The following is a 25539-nucleotide window of genomic DNA, read 5'->3' as shown; positions in this document are numbered from 1 at the left end:
GCCTGTCTGACGGAAAAATAATATGATTCAGCCAATTGGCTAGAACTCGGTTTAAACCTATACTAGCTCACAATATAAAAGACACGATGATAAATTTTGTGTCTGGGAACTAAGAACACTCATGGCAGCACCGTTCTTTGAGTCAAAACGGTTGCCACCTTTAACCATATGAGGAGTCCTACATGGAACACATCGAACGTGAATCGATGGAGTTTGACGTAGTCATCGTTGGCGCAGGCCCTGCTGGCCTTTCTGCTGCGATTAAAATTCGTCAACTTGCAATTGAAAACAACCTTAATGATCTGTCCGTTTGTGTCGTAGAAAAAGGCTCTGAAGTTGGTGCGCATATCCTTTCAGGTGCTGTGCTCGAACCGCGTGCGATCAATGAGTTGTTCCCTAACTGGAAAGAAGAAGGCGCGCCTTTAAATGTTCCAGTAACTGAAGATAAAACGTATTTCTTAATGTCTGCTGAAAAGTCACAAGAAGCGCCGCACTGGATGGTTCCTAAAACCATGCATAATGATGGCAACTATGTGATTTCACTTGGTAACGTGGTGCGTTGGTTAGGCCAAAAAGCTGAAGAATTAGAAGTGTCTATTTTCCCAGGTTTTGCTGCATCTGAAATTCTTTATCATGCCGATGGGACTGTTAAAGGCATCCAAACCGGTGATATGGGGATTGGTAAAGATGGTGAACCAACACATAACTTTACCCCGGGCTATGAACTACATGCCAAATACACGATTTTTGCGGAAGGCTGTCGTGGTCATTTAGGTAAACGCCTGATTGCTAAGTTCGATCTCGATAAAGATGCAGATCCTCAACACTATGGTATCGGCATCAAAGAACTATGGGAAATTGACCCTGCAAAACACAAACCAGGTTTGGTGATGCACGGTGCAGGTTGGCCTCTAGCTGAAACCGGTTCTTCTGGTGGTTGGTGGCTATATCATGCTGAAAACAATCAAGTTACTTTGGGTATGATCGTGGATTTATCTTACGAAAACCCACATATGTATCCATTTGCAGAAATGCAGCGCTGGAAAACGCATCCACTGATTAAACAGTACCTTGAAGGCGGTAAGCGTATTTCTTATGGCGCACGTGCTGTGGTCAAAGGTGGTTTAAACTCACTGCCGAAGTTTACCTTCCCAGGTGGCTCTTTAATTGGTGATGATGCAGGCTTCCTAAACTTTGCTAAAATTAAAGGCTCTCACACGGCCATGAAATCGGGCATGTTGTGTGGTGAAGCAGTATTCGAAGCGATTCAAGCAGGTGTTGAAAAAGGTGGTGATCTTGCCATTGCACGCGTGCTTGAAGGTGAAGACTTCTTTGCAAAAGATCTAACCGCTTACACAGACAAATTCAACAACAGCTGGTTAAAAGAAGAGTTATATCGTTCTCGTAACTTTGGTCCAGCAATGCATAAATTTGGCACGTTCGGTGGTGGTGCATTTAACTTCATCGATCAAAATGTGTTTAAAGTCCCGTTTACACTGCATGACTTAGTGCCTGACTTCAGTACACTAAAAACTGCGGATGCGGCAACATTTAAGCCAAACTATCCAAAACCAGATGGTAAGTTGACTTTTGACCGTTTATCTTCAGTATTTGTATCAAATACTGTGCATGAAGAAAATCAGCCAGCACACTTGAAACTGACTGATGCTTCTATTCCTGTAAATGTAAACTTACCTAAATGGGACGAGCCAGCTCAGCGCTACTGCCCTGCTGGTGTTTATGAAATCATGGAAGAGAACGATGGTTCGAAGCGTTTCCAAATTAACGCGGCTAACTGTGTGCACTGTAAAACGTGTGATATTAAAGATCCATCTCAGAACATTACTTGGGTAACTCCTGAGGGTGGTGGTGGTCCGAATTACCCGAATATGTAATTCCTTGCGACACGGCAAAGCAGTTGCTTTGCTAACCGTGTCGCATAACCGAACATGTAATGTTAAAACGGGCTTGCGCTGAGGCGCATTTCCGAGTAAGTAATCGCTTTTAGATTAAAAAATCCCTTCAGCACTGAAGGGATTTTTTTTAATTAATAGGCATCTGACTTTTTGCTAAAAACCATCACTGTTGGCCCTATCGCGGTATGTCCAACCCCATGATCTTGATAAATTTCAATCCGATAATCGGCACACTGATAGACATATTTATTTTCAGCTTGTTTCCAACCGTTTTGCGCCACCCGAAAGCGTTTTAATACTCGACTTTTAAAAACATCTAAATCGGTTTCATACGTCGCAAGTGGCCCATCTAGAAAACTTAAACTGTATGAAATAATCATTTTAGAATGCGGATCGTAACGAATATGCTGAACCCAGCTCACACCAGCTTTTTTAATTTGTGTATCTACACCTTGTGCAAATTCAAACTGATAATTATCGCCCCCTAAAATAACCGTTTTTGCGGTGGGATGATGCTGTTGAAATTCACGAATATGCTGTCCAATTTTTAAACCTGCAACATTCATCGTACCTACAGGAACTTCACAAGATTTTGCCCAAGAAATTGAACAAAATAATGCAAAAATATGAGCCCATAAGAACACATTTATTCTTTTCATTCTGATTTCCTTGGATGAACTTGATTTCTTTTTCTTTACTCAAGTACATTTTAAAAGGCTAAGACAAATGTCCTAACCCTTTTTAACTAAATAATGAAATTCTTTATTGCCGTTTTCGTCTAAGCGCTCTTCTTGCAGCAAAAGTTCATGCCCAAGATGCATACAAAATTTAGGAATATCCCATGAAGTGGAGTTGTCAGTTGCAAACACCTCGACTACATCTCCAGATTTAGACTTGCGAATGGCTTGATGCAACATCATCACAGGCTCTGGACAGCGTAAACCACGGGTGTTTAATTGGATGCTTGGGCTCACTTCCAAATCAGACATATATGAACTCAAAAATTTAAAAACTTGCCAATTTTAACACAACTGCCTATTTCGCATATCTGTTTGCATAGCTTGATTGCAGATGAACCTCGTATTTAAAAGTATTGATCTAATCATTCATGCAATCCTTGCTTAATTACAATAGACAACTGTGTTTTCTACGGTATGATAAAATTAAGTTTTTTAGATATTAAGAGTCTTTAGGAAAGATCATGCACGAGGAATCAGGCCCGTCGTGGGGAATGCGTGGCTTACGCAAATGGTTAGGTACCGCGCCAGAAACTCGCGATGAACTGTTAAAGTTAGTTCAAGATTCACGTCGTTTTTTAGAACCCGACACTGTTGCGATGTTAGAAGGTGTATTAGACCTTCCAGCAACCAAAGTCCGCGAGGTCATGACACCGCGTACATCGATGATCAGCCTACAAGAAGATGATGAGTTACTCGACATTTTGCATACCTTGGTTGAGTCGGCACATTCACGTTTCCCTGTCTTTTCATCAGATCAACCAGACAATGTCGTGGGCATTTTATTAGCCAAAGACTTATTGCCCTTCTTGACTGAACCAAACAATAAAGTGGATATACGTGCGTTGATGCGTCAACCTTTATATGTCCCTGAAAGCGCACGCTCAGACCAAGTGCTTCGCATGTTGAAAAATACCCAAACGCACATTGCGGTGGTAATTGATGAATATGGCACGACCTCAGGCTTAGTGACGTTAGAAGATATTTTGGAAGAAATTGTCGGTGAAATTGAAGATGAACACGACAAGATCGATGAAGAAGCAGAATATATTATTCCCGACAATGACCCAACGACCGCAAACACGTGGCTGGTTCAAGCACTTACACCAATCGAACACTTTAACAATCTTTTAGATGCAGACTTTTCTGATGATGAGGTTGAAACTGTGGGCGGTTTATTGCTTCAAGAAATTGGTTTAGTGAGTGATTTACAAGGTCAGGTCATTGATCTTGAAAATTGGGAATTTACCATTGTAGAAGCAGATGCACGTTCTATTCATCTGATTCGAGCCGTTCGTAAATGAGAGCTTACTTTGACAAACTGTTAACCCCCAATCCACAACAAAAACAGTTACCTTTAATTTATCCACTTTTAATTGCCTTATTTTCAGGGGCGGTCTTTAGTTTTGCACTCGCCCCTTATCATTATTGGTGGTTGGCAATCTTATCCCCTGCACTGCTCTACGCCACTTTACGCAAACGCAGTGCAAAGCAGGCCTTTGGTATTGGTTGGGCCTATGGTTTTGGCCTATGGTTCGTGGGGGCTTTTTGGCTCTACACTTCCATCCATGTCTATGGCGATACCAATAGTGCCTTAAGTGTCGGCATGATCGGCATTATGGCCTTGGTCATGGGCTTATTCACGGCTGTTCAAAGCTTTATTTACCGCCGTTTTTTCCCTGAAACGCCATTAACCTTCGCTCCGCTTTGGGTGCTTTTTGAATGGGCAAAAACCTGGGTCTTCACAGGCTTCCCATGGCTCTTTGCAGGCTATGCCTTTACCGAACGTTTACTGGATGGTTATGCACCATTATTTGGTATCTTCGGGGTATCGTTTGTAGTCTTGGTGTTGGCCTGCGCACTGGTCGAAGTTTTAAACCGCCGCATCTTTTGGGTCATCCCCTCTGCCTTATTGGTACTTGGTGCATGGGGCGCATCAAAAATTGAATTCGTCTCCGCAAAAAATACGCCACCATTATCGGTTTCTTTAATTCAGGGCAATATCCCACAAGACTTAAAATGGCTCACTGAGTATCAACTGAAAACACTTGGAATCTATGCTGATTTAACCCAAACAGAATGGGGACGAGACCTCATTGTTTGGCCTGAATCCTCTATTCCGATGTTCCAAAGTGATATCGAACCCTTTTTAGCTGCAATGACGGCACAGGCCAAGAAAACCAACACGGCGTGGGTCACCGGTATTCCATACTGGGATATTTCAGGCTCTGAAGCGGCAGGTCGACCACTATACTACAACAGTATTATAGCCAATGGTGCTGAAGCCGAAGGACTCTATAAAAAGCAACGTTTAGTGCCTTTTGGTGAATATATTCCACTATCTGGTTTACTGAAATGGGTGTTGCCTGCCATGCAGAATGATCCGTCGATGAGTGGTTTTTCACGTGGCGAACAGCAGCAACAACCGCTTTCTATTCATCAGCAGCATTTAGGCGCGGCCATTTGCTATGAGGTGGCTTATCCGAACTTGACGCGTCGTAATGCCAGCCAAAGTGATTTCTTGGTGACAGTTTCCAACGATGCATGGTTTACAGGAACCGCAGGCCCTTTACAGCATTTACAGATGGTTCAAATGCGTGCCAAAGAAAATGGACGCTGGTTTATCCGTGCCACTAATACAGGCGTGACGGCGTTTATTGACCATCAAGGGCATATCGTAAAACGTGCTCCGCAAGATGTGGCAACCGTGCTTCGTGGCGAACTGCCTGCTATGCAAGGTCAAACGCTATATACCCGTTTAAGTGACTGGCCAATTTTAGGTTTTTCAGTCTTTTTACTGATCTTGGGCTGGATCTATCGTCCACGTAAAGTCGATGTATCGTTTAAGTCTCGTCGATAATTGCTATTATTAAATCAGACTTTTCCAAAGAAAACCCCAAGCTAAGCTTGGGGTTTTCTTTTTCAGTTATAGTAGCTTGGTGTCTACTGGAACATCTGTATCAGGCACACACAGCACCAAGCCTGCGTCTGAATCATGAAAGCCAGTCACTAAGCACTCAGACTGGATGGGACCAATTTGTTTGTTTGGAAAGTTAACCACTGCCACCACCAATTTACCTAACAACAGTTCAGGTTGATAACGCTCAGTAATCTGCGCACTCGATTTCTTAATGCCAATTTCATGGCCAAAGTCGACATGTAAAATATAAGCAGGCTTACGTACCTGCTTAAAAACTTCGGCCTGAATAATTCGCCCGACTCGGAGCTCGACTTTTAAAAAATCTACCCAATCAATCTGTTCCATATTTCACTCTATATTTATATTTTCTACAGTATAGGGAGTGAACACGAGGATCATATACAACGAAACAGACAAGCGATCCTATCTTTCCGCCATTCTTCATCACACAGTAAAAAACCGAGCTTATATGCTCGGCTCTTTATCACAACGTTGCATGTCAGTATTAAATTTGACTGACCAAATAGGACACCATCCCAGCTAAAAAGAGCATCGGGGTATAACGATAAACCATAACTACTTTTTGTTCTAATGCTGTAATCTGTACTTGATCGAGTGTGAGTACGGTCGCTTTTAACGCCGACCAAAAGCTCAAAACTGCCCATGTGCTAAACAGACTGATTGCAAAGAAACCCACCATGATTTGGCTACTACCTTCAGTCGACTGCCACACACTTAAAACACCTTGAGCAACAGGAAGCATACTCAAAATCAAAAGAACAGATTTAAGCATCGACCAATGGAATTGGCTCATTTCATCCAACAAGGTTAATGCTTTCATTCTATTCTCCTCAGGCAAATTAGTTGCCATTGAGAACATTATGCAAGGATTTAAATAAATAAAAAGCCTATTTTTATCCATAATTTACATTATTTGTAATCAATAAATATGGGAATAATTCTTATTATAAATCTCAGCTGATACTTATTATATTTAATATTTTAAAATCATAATCTTAGATATTAATTTTAAATTAAGATGTATTATCATTACAGTCCACATTGACATAACCTATGCACTGTAATGATATATTCAATTAAACCCAATATATAATAATTCTCAATTAAGGTTGATACTGAATATCAGCATCGGTTTCTTCACCACCTTGTTGACCATCCGCACCAAAAGAATATAAATCAAATGGTCGTCCATCGCTCCCAGGTGCAACATATTGAATGTCATTATCCCAACTGTCTTTCGGATATCCACCTTTCACATAACCGCCGGGCAACCAATTTTTTGCAGACTCAGGCTTATTCACCAAAGCGTCGAGTCCACCCTCTTGCATCGAAGGATATTTACCATTATCCAATTTATATTGATCCAATGCCGCAGCAACACCCTTGAGGGTAATGACAGTGGTATCCACTTTAGCTTTTTCACCGCGTCCCATCACATTGGGTACAATTAAGGCTGCCAACACACCTAAAATAACAATCACCACCATGACTTCAATTAAGGTAAAGCCTGAAGCTTGGCGACTATAGATTTTTGATTGCATGTGAATTTTCTCTTCCATCTTATATTTTTAAAATTAAATCATGTTGTTCATGTTGACGATCGGCAGCATCACTGCGATCACAATCACCAAGACAATGCTTGCCATCAGAACCAACATCAGTGGCTCCAGTAAAGCCAGCAAGGTCGATATGAGCGTTGTCACCTCTCGGTCTTGCATGGTCGATGCGCGCTCCAACATCCGATCCAATTCACCCGACGTTTCACCACTTTTAATCATTTGTACCATCATCGGTGGGAAATAACCACTGCGCTCCAGCTGGGTGGCAAGGTTTCCACCTTCAGTCACTTTTTCTGCGGCATGATTGACCGCATCGCGAATCACCCAGTTATTACTCACCGCCGCGCCAATTTTTAACGCATCCACCAAGGGCACACCTGACTGGGTCAAAATCGATAAGGTACTGGCAAAGCGTGCGGCATTTATACCACGTGAAAGTTTACCGAATAATGGCAGTTTGAGCGTTAAACGATCAAAGGCATAATGCCCGGCTGTGGTTCTTAAAAATCGCAGTAATAAGCCGATGCCGAGTACACTGCCCACCAATAAAAATGGCCATGCCACTCGAATAAAATCACTGGCTTTCATTAAGGCAACAGTAATCCATGGCAAGGCATCTTTGCTTTGGTCAAAGGTTTTGACAATATCTGGCACTACATAAGTCATGAGTCCCATCACAATGGCAAAAGACATCAGCATTAAAATAATCGGGTAAATCATCGCGCCTTGTATTTTCTTTTGCATTGCAAAACGATTTTCGGTGTAGTCTGCCAGCTGATCTAAAATTAAGTCCAAATGTCCTGAACGCTCACCAGCGGCAATCGTAGCAATGTACAACTCTGGAAAACGTCCCGATTGCTGTAAGCCTTGCGCCAATGAGTGGCCTTCCAATACTTTAGAACGCACTGACATCAATAGATTTTGTACATGTGCTTTTTCTGACTGCTTTCCGACCGCACGAATGGCTTCTTCCAACGGAATAGCCGCCGCCACAAGTACCGAAAGTTGACGTGTCAACAAGGCCAAATCATAGGCGGTAATTTGTTTTTGAAACCATGTTTTACTGCTGTGCTTATCTTTTTGTTCAACAGGATCAACCGAGACTGGAATCAGCGCTTTATCACGAAGTTGTTGCCGAATTTGACGCGCTGAATCCCCTTCGAGCACGCCTTTTTGCTGCTTTCCTGCGGCATCTAGTGCGGTAAATTGATATGCTGGCATGTTTACGCTTTCTAATTGTCCATTTAGTCATTTGGCGCTGTTGCATGTCGGCACCAAAATCATTCATATTCTAAGTTATAAATTATGTCATCACTCTAACACAACTCATTCATCGCACAACGACAATTTCATCAGGACATTTTGAGCTTTTTATGCCAGAAACTACACTTTCCACAACACCAAGCTACCGTATTCGTGTGGCTGTTCCCGTTTATCTATATGACTGTTTTGACTATAGTTTAACGGCTGAACAATACCACCAAGCTGAAGTGGGTGCACGTGTGGCTGTCTCATTTGGTCGCCAAAATGTGGTCGGTGTCATTGTTGAGAAACTCACTGATGAGAAACCACTCGATTTAGGCTTTAAACTCAAAGCCATAACTGAGTTGCTCGATGACAGCGCTATTCTAGATGCTAAAGTTTTAAGTTTATTGACATGGTCAGCGCAATATTACCAATTTCCCATTGGGGAAGTGATGCATACTGCTTTACCCAGCTTTTTACGCCAAGGTAAACCCTATAATTTACTGGCGCGAATGTGGAAGCTGATTGATGATCATGCCGAAGACAAATTGAAGCGTTCTGAAAAACAACAAGATGCCTATAAAATTTTAAAGCTGCATCCCACAGGAACTTCTGAAAACATTTTAAATTTGGCTGGCATTGAAACTGCGACCTTAAAGGCCTTAGAAAAAAAGCAAATCACCCAGTGCATACTTGAAGCCCAAGACTTTAAACCACAAGCTATGACGCTGGCGCAAATGCCCCTCACCCCCAATGATGAACAAAAGCGTGCCATTCAAAACATTCTCAAAGCTCATCATAGCTACCACGCTTTCTTACTGGATGGTTTAACCGGTAGTGGGAAAACTGAAGTCTATTTGCAAGTCATGCAAGAGGTTTTAAAACAAGGCAAACAAGTCTTGGTATTAGTGCCTGAAATTGGTCTCACCCCACAAACAGTGAGCCGTTTTCAGTCACGTTTTCACTGTCATATTGCGCTACTACATTCAGGTTTAAATGATTCTAAGCGCCTTCAAGCCTGGCAAAGCGCACAAACGGGCAAAGCCTCGATTGTGATTGGCACACGTTCTGCCATCTATACCCCCCTTCCGCATTTGGGTTTGATTGTCTTAGATGAAGAGCATGACTTATCTTTCAAGCAACAAGAGGGCTTCCGTTACCATGCTCGTGATGTGGCTTTATACCGTGCACACTTAGAAAACTGTCCGATTATCCTCGGTTCTGCAACGCCAAGTATCGACAGTTATGCATTGGTTGAACAAGGTAAAATGACCCGTTTGGAGTTGGACCAACGTGCAGGTGTGGCCGTGATGCCGAAAATGCATGTGATCGATCTGAAAGTAGCACAAAAACAAAATGGCATCAGCCAACAGCTGATTCATGAAGTACAAAAGCGCTTAGACAAAAAAGAACAGGTCTTGATTTTTTTAAACCGTCGCGGCTATGCACCTGTGTTGATTTGTGAAAGTTGTGGCTGGCAGGCGAAGTGCCCACATTGCGATGCCAATTTTACCGTGCATCGACAGCCCTATCAGCATTTGCACTGTCACCACTGCGGCACCATCCACCGCATGCCTGAACACTGCCCACAATGTCAGCATAGCGAACTAAAACCAATTGGTTTAGGCACCGCAAAAGTTGAAGAAAACCTACAAGAACTGTTCCCCAACTTTGACGTAATTCGGGTTGATCGTGACTCGACCAGTCGGGTCGGCAGCTGGCAAAAAATCTATAACAAGATTCAGAAAAGTGAACCCATCATTTTGCTCGGCACCCAAATGCTGGCCAAAGGACATCACTTTCCTTATGTGACTTTGGTGGCGATTTTAGACATTGACTCAGGCTTACTCAGTGTTGACTTTCGCGCCACAGAACGTACCGCACAGCTCATCATTCAAGTCGCTGGACGTGCTGGGCGCGGTGAGAAAAAAGGCGAAGTCTATTTACAAACTCTACGTCCCGATCATCCTTTGCTGAATACCCTGCTGGAATCGGGCTATCGCAGCTTTGCCAAGCAAACGTTGAAAGAGCGTAAAGCTGCATGGATGCCACCTTATCGCTATGCGGCTTTATTGCGCTGTGAATCCAAAGACCAAGAACTGAACCAAAGCTTTTTACAAGAGCATGCACAAGTACTGCGCCAAGCCTCAGAAAACAGTATTGATATTTGGGGGCCCATTCCTGCGCCGATGGAACGTAAAGCAGGCCGCTATCAAGCGCATATGGTACTACTGTCCAAAGACCGTGCGCGGATGCATTTTTACATTCGTCAGTGGTGGCAAAATGTCTGGCATAACAAACCGCATGGTATGAAATTGAGCCTTGATATTGATCCACAAGAGTTAAGTTAAGGCTTGACATGAATAAGGTTTAGACCTGAGTCGCGTTCTCCCTTAAACTTCCAACATAAAGAAAAAAATTTAGGACAGGGCAATGTCTCTACTGCTTCAAATCACCCTCTTTTTGGCTGCGGCACTGATGATCGTTCCGTTGGCTAAACGGCTGGGGATTGCCACGGTACTCGGCTATTTATTCACGGGCATCTTACTCGGTCCCAGTGTATTCAATGTCGTCCATGACCCTGAAGACATTCATAAACTCGCTGAGTACGGCGTGATTTTCTTGATGTTCATTATTGGACTCGAACTTCGCCCACAACGTTTATGGGAAATGCGTAAATCCATTTTTGTGATGGGCAGTTTACAAGTAACGCTCTGCGGCGTGCTACTGGCGTGCATCGTCTTTTTTGCCCTGCAACAGCAAATTGCGGCCAGTATTGTGATTGGTTTTGCCCTTGCCCTCTCCTCCACCGCTTTTGTGCTACAGCTTTTAAGCGAAAAACAGCAGCTCAATACCACTTTTGGTCAGCAGTCTTTTTCTATTTTACTCTTCCAAGATATCGCTGCGATTCCGCTGATTGCGATTATCCCCCTTCTTGCGGGAACAAACTCAACCCATCATGGCATTGCCTACTTTGCAGCGATTGTTGCTACCTTTACAGGCTTGTTTTTATTTAGCCGCTACCTCATGCGCCCTTTTTTCCGCTTTGTGGCCAAAAGTGGCGCACATGAACTGATTACCGCAGTCGGTTTGTTTATTGTCTTAGGCGTGGTCGCGCTGATGGATGTCTTAGGCATCAGTACCACCTTGGGCGCATTTTTAACTGGGGTACTTCTAGCTGACTCTGAATTCCGTCATGAACTGGAAGCCAGTATTGCACCATTTAAAGGTCTACTTCTCGGTCTATTCTTCATGACCGTCGGGATGAGCACACAAGTTTCGCTCCTGTGGGAAAGCCCAAGTCTGATTATTGGCGGTGCGTTATTGCTGATGTTGGTCAAACTGCTGGCCTTAACGGCCATCGCTCGCTACTTCGAGTTTTCATGGCGCAATAGTTTGATGTTGGCCACTTGTTTGGCACAAGGTGGTGAATTTGCTTTTGTGGTGCTCAATGTTGCCATGAGTGAACACGTGATTACACAGGCCATTTTAGAGCCGATCAATTTGATCGTGACGTTGTCGATGATTCTGACGCCTATTCTATACTGGCTGATGAGTTCGTGGGTGGTGCCTCTATTCGAGAAAGAAGCTACACCTGTCTATGATGATATTCCTGAACAGCATAACCCGATGATCATTGCTGGCTTTGGCCGTGTCGGACAAATTGTGGCACGACTGGTTCACTTACAGCACCAAACCTTCACGGCGATTGACAGCAATATCGACAAGGTCGATTTCGTTCGCAACTATGGCGGCAAACTCTACTATGGTGATGCCACTCAACCCGATATCCTGCGTGCAGCCGGTATCGAACATGCCAAAGTGTTTGTATTAGCCATTGATGATATTGAAGACTCCATGAATGTGGCACGCCATATCCGACTCAATTATCCAGATTTAAACTTGCTGGTGCGGGCACGTGATCGACATCATGTGCATTTGCTGCGTGACTTGGGGGTGGAACATATTTGGCGTGAAACCTATTTATCGTCTTTAGGGATGGCCTATTTTGCCCTGCGCAATCTCGGAATTGCAGAACAAGATGCCTATAAGAGCATTGAGTTATTTCGCGATTATGATGAAAAACTGCTCGCACAGCAGCAAAGTATTTATAACGACGAACAGAAGGTCTATGAAACACATCGTAATGCTCTAGCCGAATTAGAACACTTATTTGAAAGTGATACGCAACTCCGTCAAAGTCCTGTCGGCGTTGACCTACAACGTGAGTTACAACATGACCGAATAGATGTCACACGGGATGAAGTAAAATGACTTGTGTTTTACAATATCGTCACCATTAAGACAGGATATTGGAGAAATTTATGTCTGATTTGCGTCAACGCTTTTATATTGAAGATAGTCCTGTTCGTGGTGAAGTGGTTCATCTAGAAGAAACCCTACAAACCATCTTGGCGCAGCGTGATTATGCACCTGCAGTCCAAGTGCTGTTAGGTGAAATGCTCAGTGCCACGGCATTACTTGCCAGTACTTTAAAAATTAAAGGCCGTATTAGTTTACAAATTCAGGCTTCAGGTAGTTTCAAATGGGCCATGGCTGAATGTAATCACCTTGGTGAAGTGCGTGCCTTGGCGGATTATGAAACGGATCCACGCTTTAATGCTGCTGACAGCAGCAGTACTGTATTGAGCACTCTCATCAGCCCTGTACTATTTATTAATATTGAGCCCGAATTTGGTGAGCGTTATCAAGGGATTGTGGCTTTAGACAAGCCAAATCTTGCAGGTTGTTTAATGCAGTACTATGACCTGTCTGCCCAAATTCCAACGCGTATCGTTTTGGCCAGTTCAGCCCAGCGTGCTGGCGGTTTACTCATTCAGCTGTTACCACGTAACAGTGAAGAAGAACAAGAACGTGTCGACCAAGACTTATGGCCACGTCTAACCATGTTAACTGAAACGCTCAAAATCGAAGAGTTAACCGATTTAGAGTCCAGTGAAATTCTTTACCGTTTGTACAACGAAGAAGAAGTGCGCTTACCTGAAGTTGAAATACTAAAATTTGGCTGTACCTGTTCGAAAGAACGTTGTGCTCAAGCACTTGAACAAATTGGCGCAGAAGCCGTTCGTGAAACGCTAGAACATCAAAACCCGATTACCATGGACTGCCAGTTCTGTAACACGCAATACAGCTTTAGTGCAGAAGAAGCCTTGGGTTTATTTGGTGAACACTTAAGCTAAGCGCATCATGTGCAATAAAAAAAGAGCAACTGAATTGCTCTTTTTTTATGCCTTTGTTCTCATAAAAATAAGATAATTCAAATGATTCATCACTTTTATTCATAGATATTTCACTGGTCACACCGCTTAAATTTCGTTATAAATAAACCCATAATTTTTATATGTCTTTATTTTTCTCTTCCATTGGGGTTTTATCATCATGAAATTTTCGTGCAGTCTTTTCGTACTCAGCAGTTTATGCGCCTTCTCCAGTTTTGCAGCCACCGATCCCTTGGTCGGCAAATGGAAAACTATCGATGATAAAACAGGATACTCTCTCAGTGACGTCATGATTGAAAAAGACAAAAACAATAGCTATAAAGCAGTCATCGTAAATACGCGTGAAATTCCAGGTGCAGTAAAAATAGAAAACTGTAGCAAGTGTGATGGGGTCAATAAAAATCAACCCATCGTCGGCATGACAACGCTCAGCCATTTGCAGTTAGACAATGCCAAAGATTCGACCTATAGCCATGGACAGTTCCTCGATCCTTTCACAGGGCTACGTTATGACGCATATGCACGACTCAGCAACAATGGTAAGCACTTACGAATTCGAGGAACGTCGACCGAAAATGGCGGTGGGCGCAACATCACATGGGTCAAATACTAAGTATCCCTCATCCATCAAAGCCCCTTTCATCGGGGCTTTTTTCTTGTCATGTTTTGAAACAATAAGGAACATATCTTTACTGTTGAAATCTGCTGAAAGGCTGAATAATGATTCAAACTTAATCAATTTATTTAATCTTATTTATGCCGAAGAACCATTATGAAATACTCGGTTTAACGCGAGATGCGACCGCCGAACAAATTAAAAAAGCCTATCGAAAATTGGCACGTAAGTATCATCCCGATGTCAGTAAGGAGCCTGATGCTGAAGCACGTATGCAAGAATTGAATGTCGCCTATGACACCTTAAGTGATGAAACGAAAAAAGCAGAATATGACTTTGAACTCGATCATCCGCAAGGCGCACACCAATTCAACCCCAATGCAGGCTTTGGCGGTTTTGAAGAGGCATTTAGGAATGCCCAAGGTGGACAACAGGCACATGATTTTTCAGGATTTGAAGACTTATTTGGCCGTTTTGGTTCAGGTTTTGGAGGATCAAACTATCAATATCAACGCCAAAATAGCACTCGCCATAAAGGCGAAGACCAACATGCGCGTTTAGAGGTCGATCTTGAGGTTGGATTCCACGGTACCACCCAAACCATTACCTTACAGATTCCCACTTTAAATGCCTATGGTGAAGCGGAAATTCAGCGCAAAACGCTGGAAGTTAAAATTCCCAAAGGCATGAAAGAAGGGCAACAAATTCGCTTAAGTGGTCAAGGACAGTCAGGTATTCAGGGTGGTGAAAATGGCGACCTATATATCGAAATTTATTACAAAGATACGGAGACCACACGCGTTGAAGGAGTTGATGTCTATCACCAACTGAATATCAGTCCTTGGGAAGCCGCTTTGGGGCAAAGCATCACCGCCGCGCTACCCAATGGTCGGACATTGCAAATTCAAATTCCGAAAAATGCCAAAACGGGGCAGCAACTCCGTTTAAAAGATCAGGGGATTCCAGCCAAAACGGCAGGACATTTATATTTAATTTTAAACATTGTTCAACCTCCTGCGCAGAGTGAGCAAGAACAGCAAGCCTACCAAGCCTTTGCTGAAGCCTTTCCTCACTTTAAGCCGCGTCAGTCTTAAGGAGAAAATTATGACGACTATTCAATATCGTGAAATTATTTTAGACGGATGTCGACACGCTGAAATTGTTGATGAACAACATAGCTTTGATTTAAAGCATTTTGCTGAAGCCTGCGGACAAAGTCCTGAATGGGTTTTACAGCTGTTGGAATATGACATTCTGCCTAACCGACCCGATAACCGCATTCACCAATTTTTTGGTGATGATGTCTCACGCGCACGGCGAGCCTATCGCTTACAACGTGACTTTGATGCCAGCTTTACTGCAGTCGCAATGATGCTGGATTTGATTGAGGAAGTTCAAAAACTTCGTCGTGAAGTAAAACATTTACATCTCACTGACCCAGTTCAAACGACTCAACACTAGTTCTATAAAGAAAGATGGGCGCATGCCTTTCTTTCTTTTTTTTTATTTTTGAATAAGAGGATTAGACGGCAACCATGAAACTCAAAGTTTGTAATAAAAAGACTAAGCTCATGTTTCCTGAATACCGTGACATGATTCAACAGCTTAGAGAAGACAATCCGCATTTTTCTAAAATGTTTGACGACCATGAAGCTCTCGATCAGGAAATTTGTTTACTCGAACAAGACCCTGTCAGGATTCATCGTGGAGAGATTGAGCCCCTCAAACGCAAAAAGTTGTTCATTAAAGATCAGCTTTACCGGATTTTAAAAGGAGCCCAGTTAAAAACCTCTTAAATTAAATCTCCCTGCGACGCCCACATATCCGAATAATAAATTAAACAAGGATAGCGTCAGCATATAAAGAAATACCTTAAAGCCCATTTGCTTTAATGGTCTGTGCAGAAAATCACCGAATTATTTTAATTTGGTGATTTTCTCTAAATCTTTAATGGTGCCTTTCACGGTTTGCTTGATCGGCTCATAATCGATAAACCAAAACAAATTCATATGTTGATCCGCATGCTGCTGTGCCAACATATCAATGACACTTTTTTCGCCACGCCCGACCAAATGACGTCGATAAAAATAATACAGCAGAATCAATGTCGTCATTAACATGATACCCAACATGATCCAAAACCCTGTGGGGGACTTCAGCCCCGGAATAAACTCGAAGTTCATACCATACACCCCTGTCAGTAAGGTCAGTGGTGCAAAAATCGCAGTAATAATGGCTAAAATCCGCATATTTTCATTGGTTTGATTGGCTATGGCAGAAAAATGCAAATCGATAGCTGCTTGCACAGCATTTCTCAAGCGAATGGTATGCTTTTGAATACGTTCAATATGACTGGTTAAATCATCGACACGTACCAACATGATATCTTGTTTTTCGCTACGTTTTTTCCCTTTCAAGTGCGAATAATTATCGACAATTTCATCGCGTAATTCCTGCAAAGTTTCGATTTGTTCTTCGCACAAATTTTCCACTTGTTGGAAAGCCATATTCTCTTGTAACAGTTGATGCCACTTGGTAAAACGGCGATGGCCTTGTAAAAGCTCTTGCTGCCAAAACTCCACTCGACGCGTCAGCGGAACACGTAAATCGAGATAACCATCCACCATGTTATTGAGCAGTCTCAAGGTCAAATCTAAAGGCGTTGCGGGTAATTTTCGTGGCTTATTATGCTCTTCAATCGGACGGCTCAACACCGTTTCCATACGCTGAATATAGCTTTCAACTTCTTTATTACCCTGCTCTCTAACCGTAATCAAAACTTGCGGCGTGAGCATAAAGCTAATCGGGGTCGTCGCCAGACCAAAGACCCGTTCATGTTTTTCAGTCGCTTGAGTATCAAACTTAATTTGATCATCGGGTGTGATCAGCTTACGAAAGATCAGCAAGTCGTAATCTTCCAAAGTGTCAAAGGCACAAGGGTGTTCTAAATTTAGAATGTCACGCAGATGATATTCATTCATCCACAGTCCCGTTGCCGCATAAATGTCCTGCTGCCAATGTTCTGCCCGATTGACCACATCGTCACGGCTACACTCCACCCAAATAAACTCGGCTTCCTGCTCTGCAATCGGCTGTTTCTGCACATAGGTATGCTGTGCGGTGGGATGTTGATAGAAATAATAGCTTTGCATATCTCATTTATTATTGTCTGTCTTAGCCAGCATGATGCCATAAAAAAAGCCCTGAGCAAGCCAAAGTTTACATTGGCCAAGCTCAAGGCTTTTCTAAGACAACTCAATTCACATGGCAAACACCATGTGAATTGACAAGAGATTAAACTTGTTCGATGTCTTTCATCGTCAATTTGATACGACCACGGTTATCTACATCCGCAACTTGTACCTTAATTTCTTGACCTTCTTTCAACACGTCTGCCACGTTTGCAATACGCTCGTTCGAGATTTGTGAAATGTGAAGTAAGCCATCAGTACCTGGAAGGATGTTTACAAACGCACCGAATTCAACGATACGAATGACCTTACCGACGTAAATTGTACCCGGCTCAATTTCAGCAGTCAGTGCTTGGATTTTTGCAACAGCAGCAGCAGCAGCAGCTTTGGTTTCACCAAATACACGAACAGTACCGTTGTCTTCAATATCAATTGCAGCTTTGGTTTCTTCAGTAATGGCACGGATGGTCGCACCACCTTTACCAATCACGTCACGGATCTTGTCTGGGTTGATGTTGATCACTTGGAATGTCGGTGCATGCATTGAAATTTCAGGACGAGCGCGTGAAATCACTTGGTTCATTTCATTCAAGATATGCATACGACCCGCATACGCTTGGTTCAATGCCGCTTCCATTATCTCTTCAGTGATACCTTCAATCTTGATATCCATTTGAAGTGCAGTAATACCGTTCGCAGAACCAGCTACTTTAAAGTCCATGTCACCTAAGTGATCTTCGTCACCTAAGATGTCAGAAAGAACTGCGAAACGCTCGCCTTCTTTCACTAGACCCATTGCAATACCTGCAACTGGCGCTTTCAATGGAACACCTGCATCCATAAGTGATAATGAAGCACCACATACAGAAGCCATTGAAGATGAACCGTTTGATTCAGTAATGTCCGATACGATACGAATCACGTACGGGAAGCGGTCAGCTGCAGGAAGAACCGCTTGAACACCACGACGCGCCAAACGACCATGACCGATTTCACGACGCTTAGGACCAGATTCACGACCTGTTTCACCGACAGAGTACGCTGGGAAGTTGTAGTGCAACATGAAGTTGTCAGTTTTAGTACCGGCTAGGGTATCAACCATCAATGCATCACGGGTATTACCTAAAGTAGTAGTTACCAACGCCTGAGTTTCACCACGTGTGAATAATGCAGAACCGTGTGCACGGCCTAATACGCCCACTTGAACATCAATGGCGCGAACAGTTTTCGTGTCACGACCATCAATACGTGGTTTACCAGACAAGATGTTGTCACGTACCGTACGGTATTTCAAATCTTCGAATAATTCGTCAACTTCAGCAGCAATACCAGTTTCATCATTTTCAGGAACGAACTGAGCAACAGCTTCTACGTAAAGTGCATCTAATGCTGCGTAACGGTCTTGCTTAACAGCAATTGTATACGCTTCAGAGATTTTCGCTTCAAATGCATCTTTCAATTTGCCAAGAAGCTCTTCATTTTTAACTGGCGCAACCCAAGTTGATTCAACCGCACCCGCAGCAGCAGCAAATTCTTTAATCGCTTGAATTGCGATTTGCATTTCGTCATGACCGAAAAGTACAGCGCCTAACATTTGGTCTTCAGAAAGCTCTTTCGCTTCAGATTCAACCATCAATACAGCAGCTTCAGTACCTGCAACCACAAGGTCAAGATCAGATTCTTTAAGCTGTTCTAAAGTTGGGTTAAGGATGTATTCACCGTTGATTAAACCAACACGTGCGCCTGCGATTGGGCCTGCAAATGGAACACCAGCAATAGACATCGCAGCTGAAGCACCCAACATTGCAGCGATATCGCCTTCCATGGTTTTGTCAGAAGAAATAACAGTCGCTGTTACTTGGATTTCGTTGTAGAAACCTTCTGGGAACAATGGACGGATTGGACGGTCAATAAGACGTGAAATTAAAGTTTCAGCTTCAGACTGACGACCTTCACGCTTACCGTAACCACCTGGGATACGACCTGCAGCATATTGTTTTTCTTGGTAGTTAACAGTCAACGGGAAGAAGTCTTGGCCTGCTTTTGCTTTTGGTTGAGCAACGATTGCAACAAGAACCTGTACACCACCCATGGTGATCACAACAGTGTTTGCTTGACGAGCAACACGACCAGTTTCTAAAACAACCGTGTGTTGACCATATTGGAATTCTTTACGAATAATATTAAACATAGACATGTATTTTTCTTTCCTGATTTTTATTCTAGTGGAGACCCCTAAGGTTTGGCATTCACATCGCCATTTCAGGCAACTGTATAAATGACAAAGCTTAGAAGCCGACCTCACCAGAGACTAAAAATATGATTTTAAGACACAAAGAAGGAGCGAAACATTCGCCCCTTCCCCATTACCTCACAGAAGCAAGGTAGACTTTCTTTTTCAGTAATAAAGCATTCAAAATGCGATAGTCCGAAAATAAAAGTTTAATCGAATTAACGACGTAAACCTAAAGCAGCAATCAAGTCGCTGTAACGAGTAGCGTCTTTACCTTTAAGGTAATCAAGAAGCTTACGACGTTGGTTAACCATACGGATAAGACCGCGACGGCTATGGTGGTCGTGTTTGTGCTCTTTGAAGTGACCTTGTAAATCATTGATTTGAGCAGTTAAAAGAGCTACTTGAACTTCTGGTGAACCAGTGTCGTTTTCAGCGCGAGCAAATTTAGCAATGATCTCTGCGCGATCTGCGTTTGTTAAAGCCATTCGATTTCTCCGAGATGCTTATAAGTTACATTTGATACAAATCAAATTGATTCTTCAAAACCAAGTTGACTGCCGTGCATCACTACAGCAAGGCATTATTTTAAGGGATCTAGCGCTATATTGCAAAAATGTTTTATGTTCGCAGTCAATTCGGCAACTGACGGCTTTGCACAAATCATGCACAATCATGACAATTCTGATTTTCAGTATCAGACTCAAATCCAATAAAAACGAAAAATAGAGAGAAATTTGTGAAAATTTTATCTGCCAATACCTGTTATGTCCCCCATGACCTCAACCACGTGATTCGTTCTAAGGATGAGGTCTCCGCTACCTTGGGTGGTATGAAGGACGCGCAAATTCAAAGCATTTGGGCCAGTGTAGAGTCCCTATATAAAACAGGAAACTACCCTTTCATCAGCCTCTGTTTACGTCGTCAGGGACAAATATTGTTAAATCGCAGCATTGGTTATGCGCAAGGTAACTCACCCGATGGTTTAGCGGCAGATGCGAAAATTGGCACGCCCGATACCCCAGTTTGCTTATTTTCCGCCTCTAAAATCGTTACAGCCATGCTGATTCATATGTTGGATGAACGCGGTGATCTGAATTTACTCGATCCGATTAGCCACTATATTCCCGAATATGGCGTAAACAGTAAACGTCGTGCCACCATTTTCCATTTGCTCGCTCATCGTGGTGGCATTCCGCGCATTGACAGCAAAGTCACGCCTGAACTGTTGTTTAATCAAGATCAAATTTTAGAACGTCTTTATGCTGCACAACCCGTTTCAGCTTCGGGCACACATCTGGCGTATCACGCCGTGACGTCAGGTTATATTTTAGGGGAAATTATCAAGCGGGTAACAGGTCAAACGGCCCGTGAATTTCTTGCCGAAAATATCGAAAAACCCATGGGCTTAGATTATTTTAACTATGGCCTAAAACCTGAACATCGGGCGGATGTCGCTTTAAACTATGCCACAGGTCTACATCCACGTTTAGGCACAGACCATTATCTTAATCGGGTACTGGGCGGTGGTTTACAGTTGGCGGTCGATGTGACCAATGATGCGCGCTTTATGGACACGATTTGCCCAGCGGGCAACATTTATACCAGTGCGGAACAAGCTGGTCGTTTCTTTGAAATGCTCTTGAGTGGTGGCGAATACCAAGGCAAACAAATCATGAGTGCCCAAACGGTATTTCGCTCGACCTTGGCCACGTCAGGAGTCAGTTTAGATCGGACATTATTAGTCCCGATGCGTTATGCCTTAGGCCCAATGTTAGGGAGTAATCCTATTGGGTTATTTGGACCCATGACTGGGCAAGCCTTTGGACATCTCGGGTTTTCCAATATTCTCTGCTGGGCCGATCCAGAACGTGATATTAGTGTATCGCTATTAACCACAGGAAAATCTGTCGTCGGGACCCACTTACCTGCTTTAGCGAAAATGCTTTATCAAATCTCAAAGCATTGTCCCAAAATCTTAAAGCACCAACGTCGCTCCTTATTTGCAACCGATCGAAGCGAAACAGACTTAGTCTTGTCTTGTCCTGAAATAGATTGACAGTATTCCACTTCAAACCGAGTTAAGCAATTAGCTCGGTTTTAGTTTGCTCATACATCTGATTCGGGGTGTTCATATTTAAACTTAAATGTGGTCTATAGTAATTATAAATCATGATAGATTCCGTAATTAAGTGATCTAACTCCTTCATGGTTTGACATCGTGTAGTTAAAAACTCCTGCTTTAATATTCCATTAATCCGCTCTGCTAATGCATTTTGATATGAGAAACACTGTTTCGCAAGGTATCCATCTGTCATGGAAGGACATATCCCATAATGGCGCAATGCCGATTGATATAGCTCAGAGCAATACTGAGAGCCTCTGTCTGAATGATGAATCATCCTAGTCGCTCGATCCGTCACATGCTGCATCGCCATATGTAGAGCCTGCATAACATTCTCCGCACGCATATCATTCGATAACTTATAACCTTTAATCTGACGGGTATAAGCATCTGTCACCAATGATAAATAATGTACGCCTTCAGCACTCTCAACATAAGTAATATCACTAACAAAGACTTCGTTGGCTTGCACTGCTGAATAATCCTTTAATAAATTTGGATGCTTCTTCATCCAATGCTTGCTATCCGTAGTTTTTGTATAGCGACGCTTGGGGCGAATCAATAAATTATGCTCTTTCAATATTTTAAATAACTGATCCCGTCCACACTTTAAACCACGCTGCAACAATTTGCCTTTAATAAGCCAATACAACTTACGTGTTCCGATACTTGGCATGAGACAACGATATTCCATAACCAACTCAAGTATTTGTTCAGTTGCTTGTGCAGTCATTTGAGCACGTTTTTCTGCTTGATAATAAGCTTGTCGGGTGATTCCCAACCACTGACAATAACGTGAAACGCTTAGTCCTCTTTGGCTTTGCCAATCTTTGAAACGTGCTCGGTATACTTTTTTCCAAGATCAGTCCCACATTCTTTATCAATGTGATAAATCACATCCTGAATAAATTCAGTTTTAAGCTTTTCTGCGGCTAACTGCTTTTCTAATTGGCGGATTCGTTGTTGGGGTGTTAATTGGCGTTTAGAAGAAGGCGGCATATTCGAAGTCCAGTCCTGTTGTCCGTGCTTGCGTAACCATACCAGCACAGTTGATCTTCCTTGAATACCATATTTTGCCTGAGCTTGTTTATAAGTAATTTGCCCTTTTTCTACTTCATGTACAACCATCATTTTAAAGGCAAAGCTATAATCACCTTGTGTACGTTTAACTCTTTGTTCTCGTTCATGTTCCATAAAATAAGCCTCTTAAAGGTGTAAACTTATTTCAGGACGGGACATTTGAACATAAAAAAAAGCCCAAGTAAACTTGGGCTTTTTTGCGCTGTAGTGTTCTTTTATTTTTGTTCTTGTTGTTTTGGTTATCATTATAATAATGCGCTTTTCCGCGTCTTGTATTAAACATTCCATGTTTAATCATTTACATCCTTATGTGACAGATTTTGCCACATCACACAGAAGAAAAAAGTCGTATTTCACTCATCTTCATGTAAGCGATTGCTTACACAAACTCCTCATTTTCTCCATTATTCAACCTAAACCCCTCTAAAAAATGCAGTAGTAAAAATTTAATAAATAAAAAACAGTCACTTAAACACATAAGAACTAAATTTAAAAAAGCATAAGCCATGCAATACTGAGACAGTATCTCTTTGATATTTAATCTATGACTGTATTTTATGCTTCGAGGAATGAATGGCTATTTTTTGTCATATTTTGCCAATTTATCAGATATAAAAAAGCCTTGTAGTCTCTCCCAAAACTACAAGGCTTAGCGGCTGTAAGTTTCCTCTTTCACCTACTTCACTGTAAGTTCGCTGTCTACTGACGTTATTATTATCTTTTTGCGATTATACTCAACATTCCGTGTTGAGCTCTTTATGTGAAGCCATCTTCTCAAAATCCTCAGCAAAGCTCTATGCGCAAATCTCCTGAATCCCTGTAAGCCATTTCGTACAAAGCTCCTATTTGTTTATTAAATCTTCACAATTGAATTTGTTGATTAATTTTTCTTGATAGACCACTTTCTCGGGCGGTTCGAGTCACCATAGCATGTACGAATGCATCGGCATCGACCAGTAAACTGACCACTTTTTTCGCCCGCGTAATTGCGGTATAAATCAACTCTTTACTGAGTAATTTTTCAGCCTGCCGATCTAACACCACCGCGGTATGAGTGAACTCAGAGCCTTGAGATTTGTGAATGGTCAGCGCAAAAGCCGTTTCAATATTTTTGGGTAATCGTGTCGCAGCTACCCATTTATCCAAGCTGGGGAAATACACCTCAAACTGCAACTTACCTTGTTGTATACGATGTAAACACAAGCCAATATCGCCATTCGACAAGCCCAACTGATAGTCGTTATAGGTCATCATCACAGGACGGCCCAAGTACCACTCACCCTGCTTGATTTGTTTTGATTGTTCTAATAGACGTTGCTCGATTTGCAAATTGAGCTGTTTTAAGCCGAAATGGCCGTGACGTATGGCGGCCAAAATACGGTAATCATCAAAATGTTGAATCACTTTGGGCACGAGAGACTCATTAGGATTTTGCTGATATTGCTTTAAAGCCTCGACATAGCCCTGAAAGCCGAGCATCAGCAGATCATAATAATGTTGTAACTGCTCTGCAGATAATGCTTGCTCAGGCAACAATTCGAGTTGTAGATAATCGACCTTGACCTGATCCAACTCAACCGCTTTCAACGTCGTGGCATGTACCACTTGCTGTTGAAAAGTGTGCAATACGCTCTGTTTTTCGGCAGGATGCGTCGTTAAGTCAAAACAAGATTGCTGTTGAATAAATTGTGCCAACTTTCCAATTCGTGCATCTGATTTGAAACGACGGCTATTGACTAAATTGACTCTATTTTCAGCCAAAGCTGGAACCTGTTGTAGATCGGCAAGTACAGAACCGACATCGACCGAAGCCAACTGATCAGCATCTCCCAATAAAATCAAATGGGCTTGATTCGGCATGGCAGCAAAGAGCATCTGCGCCAAATTTAAATCCAGCATGGATGCTTCATCAACGACAATCACATCATAAGGTAAAGGTTGTCTGCTATGAAAACGCGGTTGCTGCGTATTCCCAAGACCCAAAAGTCGATGTAGCGTCACAGGGTTTAAGTTTTTCAAATCTGGGGTAACTAAGTCTTGTAACTTTTCATCCTGAAAAGAGTTTTGCAGGGCTTCTTTCATGCGCTGCGCCGCCTTACCTGTCGGTGCAGCCATCGCAATACGAATATCAGGTAAACTTTGCTTGAGCACCGTAATAATACGCGCCAAGGTATAGGTTTTCCCTGTGCCCGGACCACCTGTAATGATCGCGAGCGCCTGCTCAGCCACCATAGCCAAAGCCTGTTTTTGGTGTGGATCTTCTAGTAAATGGGCATAAGCTGAAATATCCACTTGCGTTAAGTTTTGTAGTTTTAACCGCGCCACTTGCTGGGCCAAGGACTGCTCTAAAGCCCAATAACGATACAGATATAATTGCTGCTGATCGTAAACAAACGGCGCTTTTTGTTGCTGTGCCTGCTGTTCATCCATCACCAAATCATCTAAGACTGTGACGGCTTCAGCTGCAACCGAGATACAACTCTCACCGCGTAGCATGGCTTCAAGAACCTGTTGAATCATTTCACTACGTGCTTCAGTGACCCCTGTTTTACTCAGCGGTGACTGCTGAATAAACTGACTCCAACGCGTTAACCATGTGTCTACCACGGCAGCCTGATCAATACTGGCTTTATGAACATTTTCCACACGGTTATCC

The 25539-nt window shown here is 42.7% G+C and carries 22 protein-coding genes; 11 read left to right on the top strand and 11 right to left on the bottom strand.

Going from position 1 to position 25539, the window contains the following annotated elements; all coding sequences use genetic code 11:
- The first annotated feature begins 182 nt into the window (after positions 1 to 182).
- Complete coding sequence (locus tag AC4CUX_RS09450) at positions 183 to 1895, top strand: electron transfer flavoprotein-ubiquinone oxidoreductase (RefSeq protein WP_005400909.1); 1713 nt, start codon at positions 183 to 185, stop codon at positions 1893 to 1895.
- A gap of 152 nt (positions 1896 to 2047) precedes the next feature.
- Here the strand turns inward: AC4CUX_RS09450 and AC4CUX_RS09445 are convergent, their stop codons facing one another.
- Positions 2048 to 2575, bottom strand: coding sequence for a hypothetical protein (locus AC4CUX_RS09445; RefSeq protein ID WP_005400910.1), 528 nt, complete (start codon positions 2573 to 2575; stop codon positions 2048 to 2050).
- A gap of 72 nt (positions 2576 to 2647) precedes the next feature.
- Positions 2648 to 2905 (bottom strand): sulfurtransferase TusA, encoded by a 258-nt coding sequence (tusA, locus tag AC4CUX_RS09440; protein WP_004692640.1) that lies wholly within the window; start codon positions 2903 to 2905, stop codon positions 2648 to 2650.
- A gap of 212 nt (positions 2906 to 3117) precedes the next feature.
- Between tusA and AC4CUX_RS09435 the strand changes: the two genes are divergently transcribed.
- Entirely contained in the window at positions 3118 to 3957 is an 840-nt protein-coding gene (locus AC4CUX_RS09435; RefSeq protein ID WP_004978829.1) for a CorC family transporter, read from the top strand.
- Positions 3954 to 5513: an apolipoprotein N-acyltransferase gene (gene lnt / locus AC4CUX_RS09430; RefSeq protein ID WP_490792357.1), complete on the top strand. Its 1560-nt coding sequence runs from the start codon at positions 3954 to 3956 to the stop codon at positions 5511 to 5513. The genes AC4CUX_RS09435 and lnt overlap by 4 nt, the downstream gene beginning before the upstream one ends.
- 66 nt (positions 5514 to 5579) lie before the next feature.
- On the opposite strand, the gene AC4CUX_RS09425 is transcribed toward lnt, so the two are convergent.
- From AC4CUX_RS09425 to gspF, 4 genes are all read right to left on the bottom strand, one after another.
- On the bottom strand, positions 5580 to 5918 hold the full coding sequence (locus AC4CUX_RS09425) for a tRNA-binding protein (protein ID WP_005400912.1): 339 nt from the start codon (positions 5916 to 5918) through the stop codon (positions 5580 to 5582).
- Positions 5919 to 6078: 160 nt separating this feature from the next.
- Positions 6079 to 6414 (bottom strand): hypothetical protein, encoded by a 336-nt coding sequence (locus AC4CUX_RS09420; protein ID WP_005400913.1) that lies wholly within the window; start codon positions 6412 to 6414, stop codon positions 6079 to 6081.
- 283 nt (positions 6415 to 6697) lie between these two features.
- Complete coding sequence (gene gspG / locus AC4CUX_RS09415) at positions 6698 to 7135, bottom strand: type II secretion system major pseudopilin GspG (RefSeq protein WP_490792356.1); 438 nt, start codon at positions 7133 to 7135, stop codon at positions 6698 to 6700.
- 33 nt (positions 7136 to 7168) lie between these two features.
- Positions 7169 to 8374, bottom strand: a complete 1206-nt coding sequence (gspF, locus tag AC4CUX_RS09410) for a type II secretion system inner membrane protein GspF (protein ID WP_004692652.1) — start codon at positions 8372 to 8374, stop codon at positions 7169 to 7171.
- A 152-nt stretch (positions 8375 to 8526) separates the two neighbouring features.
- On the opposite strand from gspF, the gene AC4CUX_RS09405 reads away from it, so the two are divergent.
- From AC4CUX_RS09405 to AC4CUX_RS09375, 7 genes are all read left to right on the top strand, one after another.
- Positions 8527 to 10749 (top strand): primosomal protein N', encoded by a 2223-nt coding sequence (locus tag AC4CUX_RS09405; protein WP_490792355.1) that lies wholly within the window; start codon positions 8527 to 8529, stop codon positions 10747 to 10749.
- An 82-nt stretch (positions 10750 to 10831) separates the two neighbouring features.
- Entirely contained in the window at positions 10832 to 12673 is a 1842-nt protein-coding gene (locus AC4CUX_RS09400) for a monovalent cation:proton antiporter-2 (CPA2) family protein (protein WP_490792354.1), read from the top strand.
- Between the two features lie 50 nt (positions 12674 to 12723).
- Positions 12724 to 13599 (top strand): Hsp33 family molecular chaperone HslO, encoded by an 876-nt coding sequence (gene hslO, locus AC4CUX_RS09395; RefSeq protein ID WP_005400917.1) that lies wholly within the window; start codon positions 12724 to 12726, stop codon positions 13597 to 13599.
- Positions 13600 to 13798: 199 nt separating this feature from the next.
- Positions 13799 to 14251, top strand: a complete 453-nt coding sequence (locus AC4CUX_RS09390) for a DUF2147 domain-containing protein (RefSeq protein WP_004692659.1) — start codon at positions 13799 to 13801, stop codon at positions 14249 to 14251.
- Positions 14252 to 14394: 143 nt separating this feature from the next.
- On the top strand, positions 14395 to 15348 hold the full coding sequence (locus AC4CUX_RS09385; protein ID WP_004692661.1) for a DnaJ C-terminal domain-containing protein: 954 nt from the start codon (positions 14395 to 14397) through the stop codon (positions 15346 to 15348).
- A gap of 10 nt (positions 15349 to 15358) precedes the next feature.
- A complete protein-coding gene (locus tag AC4CUX_RS09380; protein ID WP_004978810.1) occupies positions 15359 to 15715 on the top strand; it encodes a chaperone modulator CbpM in 357 nt (118 codons plus the stop codon).
- A 74-nt stretch (positions 15716 to 15789) separates the two neighbouring features.
- Positions 15790 to 16050, top strand: coding sequence for an HP1242/YdcH family protein (locus AC4CUX_RS09375; RefSeq protein ID WP_004692664.1), 261 nt, complete (start codon positions 15790 to 15792; stop codon positions 16048 to 16050).
- 120 nt (positions 16051 to 16170) lie between these two features.
- Here AC4CUX_RS09375 and AC4CUX_RS09370 read toward each other — a convergent pair whose 3' ends face one another.
- From AC4CUX_RS09370 to rpsO, 3 genes are all read right to left on the bottom strand, one after another.
- A complete protein-coding gene (locus tag AC4CUX_RS09370; RefSeq protein ID WP_078425728.1) occupies positions 16171 to 17406 on the bottom strand; it encodes a magnesium transporter CorA family protein in 1236 nt (411 codons plus the stop codon).
- A 142-nt stretch (positions 17407 to 17548) separates the two neighbouring features.
- On the bottom strand, positions 17549 to 19636 hold the full coding sequence (gene pnp / locus AC4CUX_RS09365) for a polyribonucleotide nucleotidyltransferase (protein ID WP_419274845.1): 2088 nt from the start codon (positions 19634 to 19636) through the stop codon (positions 17549 to 17551).
- Between the two features lie 260 nt (positions 19637 to 19896).
- Positions 19897 to 20166 carry a 30S ribosomal protein S15 gene (gene rpsO, locus AC4CUX_RS09360; protein ID WP_004692669.1) on the bottom strand — a complete coding sequence of 90 codons (270 nt, stop codon included), beginning with the start codon at positions 20164 to 20166 and terminating at the stop codon, positions 19897 to 19899.
- 251 nt (positions 20167 to 20417) lie between these two features.
- On the opposite strand from rpsO, the gene AC4CUX_RS09355 reads away from it, so the two are divergent.
- Complete coding sequence (locus AC4CUX_RS09355; protein WP_490792353.1) at positions 20418 to 21737, top strand: serine hydrolase domain-containing protein; 1320 nt, start codon at positions 20418 to 20420, stop codon at positions 21735 to 21737.
- Between the two features lie 22 nt (positions 21738 to 21759).
- On the opposite strand, the gene AC4CUX_RS09350 is transcribed toward AC4CUX_RS09355, so the two are convergent.
- Both AC4CUX_RS09350 and recD read right to left on the bottom strand, forming a co-directional pair.
- Positions 21760 to 22997 (bottom strand): IS3 family transposase gene (locus AC4CUX_RS09350; RefSeq protein ID WP_101495500.1). Its coding sequence is split into 2 segments (ribosomal slippage): positions 21760 to 22661 and positions 22661 to 22997, totalling 1239 coding nucleotides; the frame shifts between segments, so codons are not numbered across the junction.
- 747 nt (positions 22998 to 23744) lie between these two features.
- The gene (gene recD, locus AC4CUX_RS09345; RefSeq protein WP_080543919.1) at positions 23745 to 25529 is read right to left on the bottom strand and encodes an exodeoxyribonuclease V subunit alpha; all 1785 of its coding nucleotides are present in this window, start codon (positions 25527 to 25529) and stop codon (positions 23745 to 23747) included.
- Between the last annotated feature and the right edge of the window lie 10 nt (positions 25530 to 25539).

Source organism: Acinetobacter sp. 231_lipA (assembly GCF_058243005.1).
Note: the sequence above shows the minus strand (reverse complement) of the source record. Positions and strands in the feature narration are given on the sequence as shown.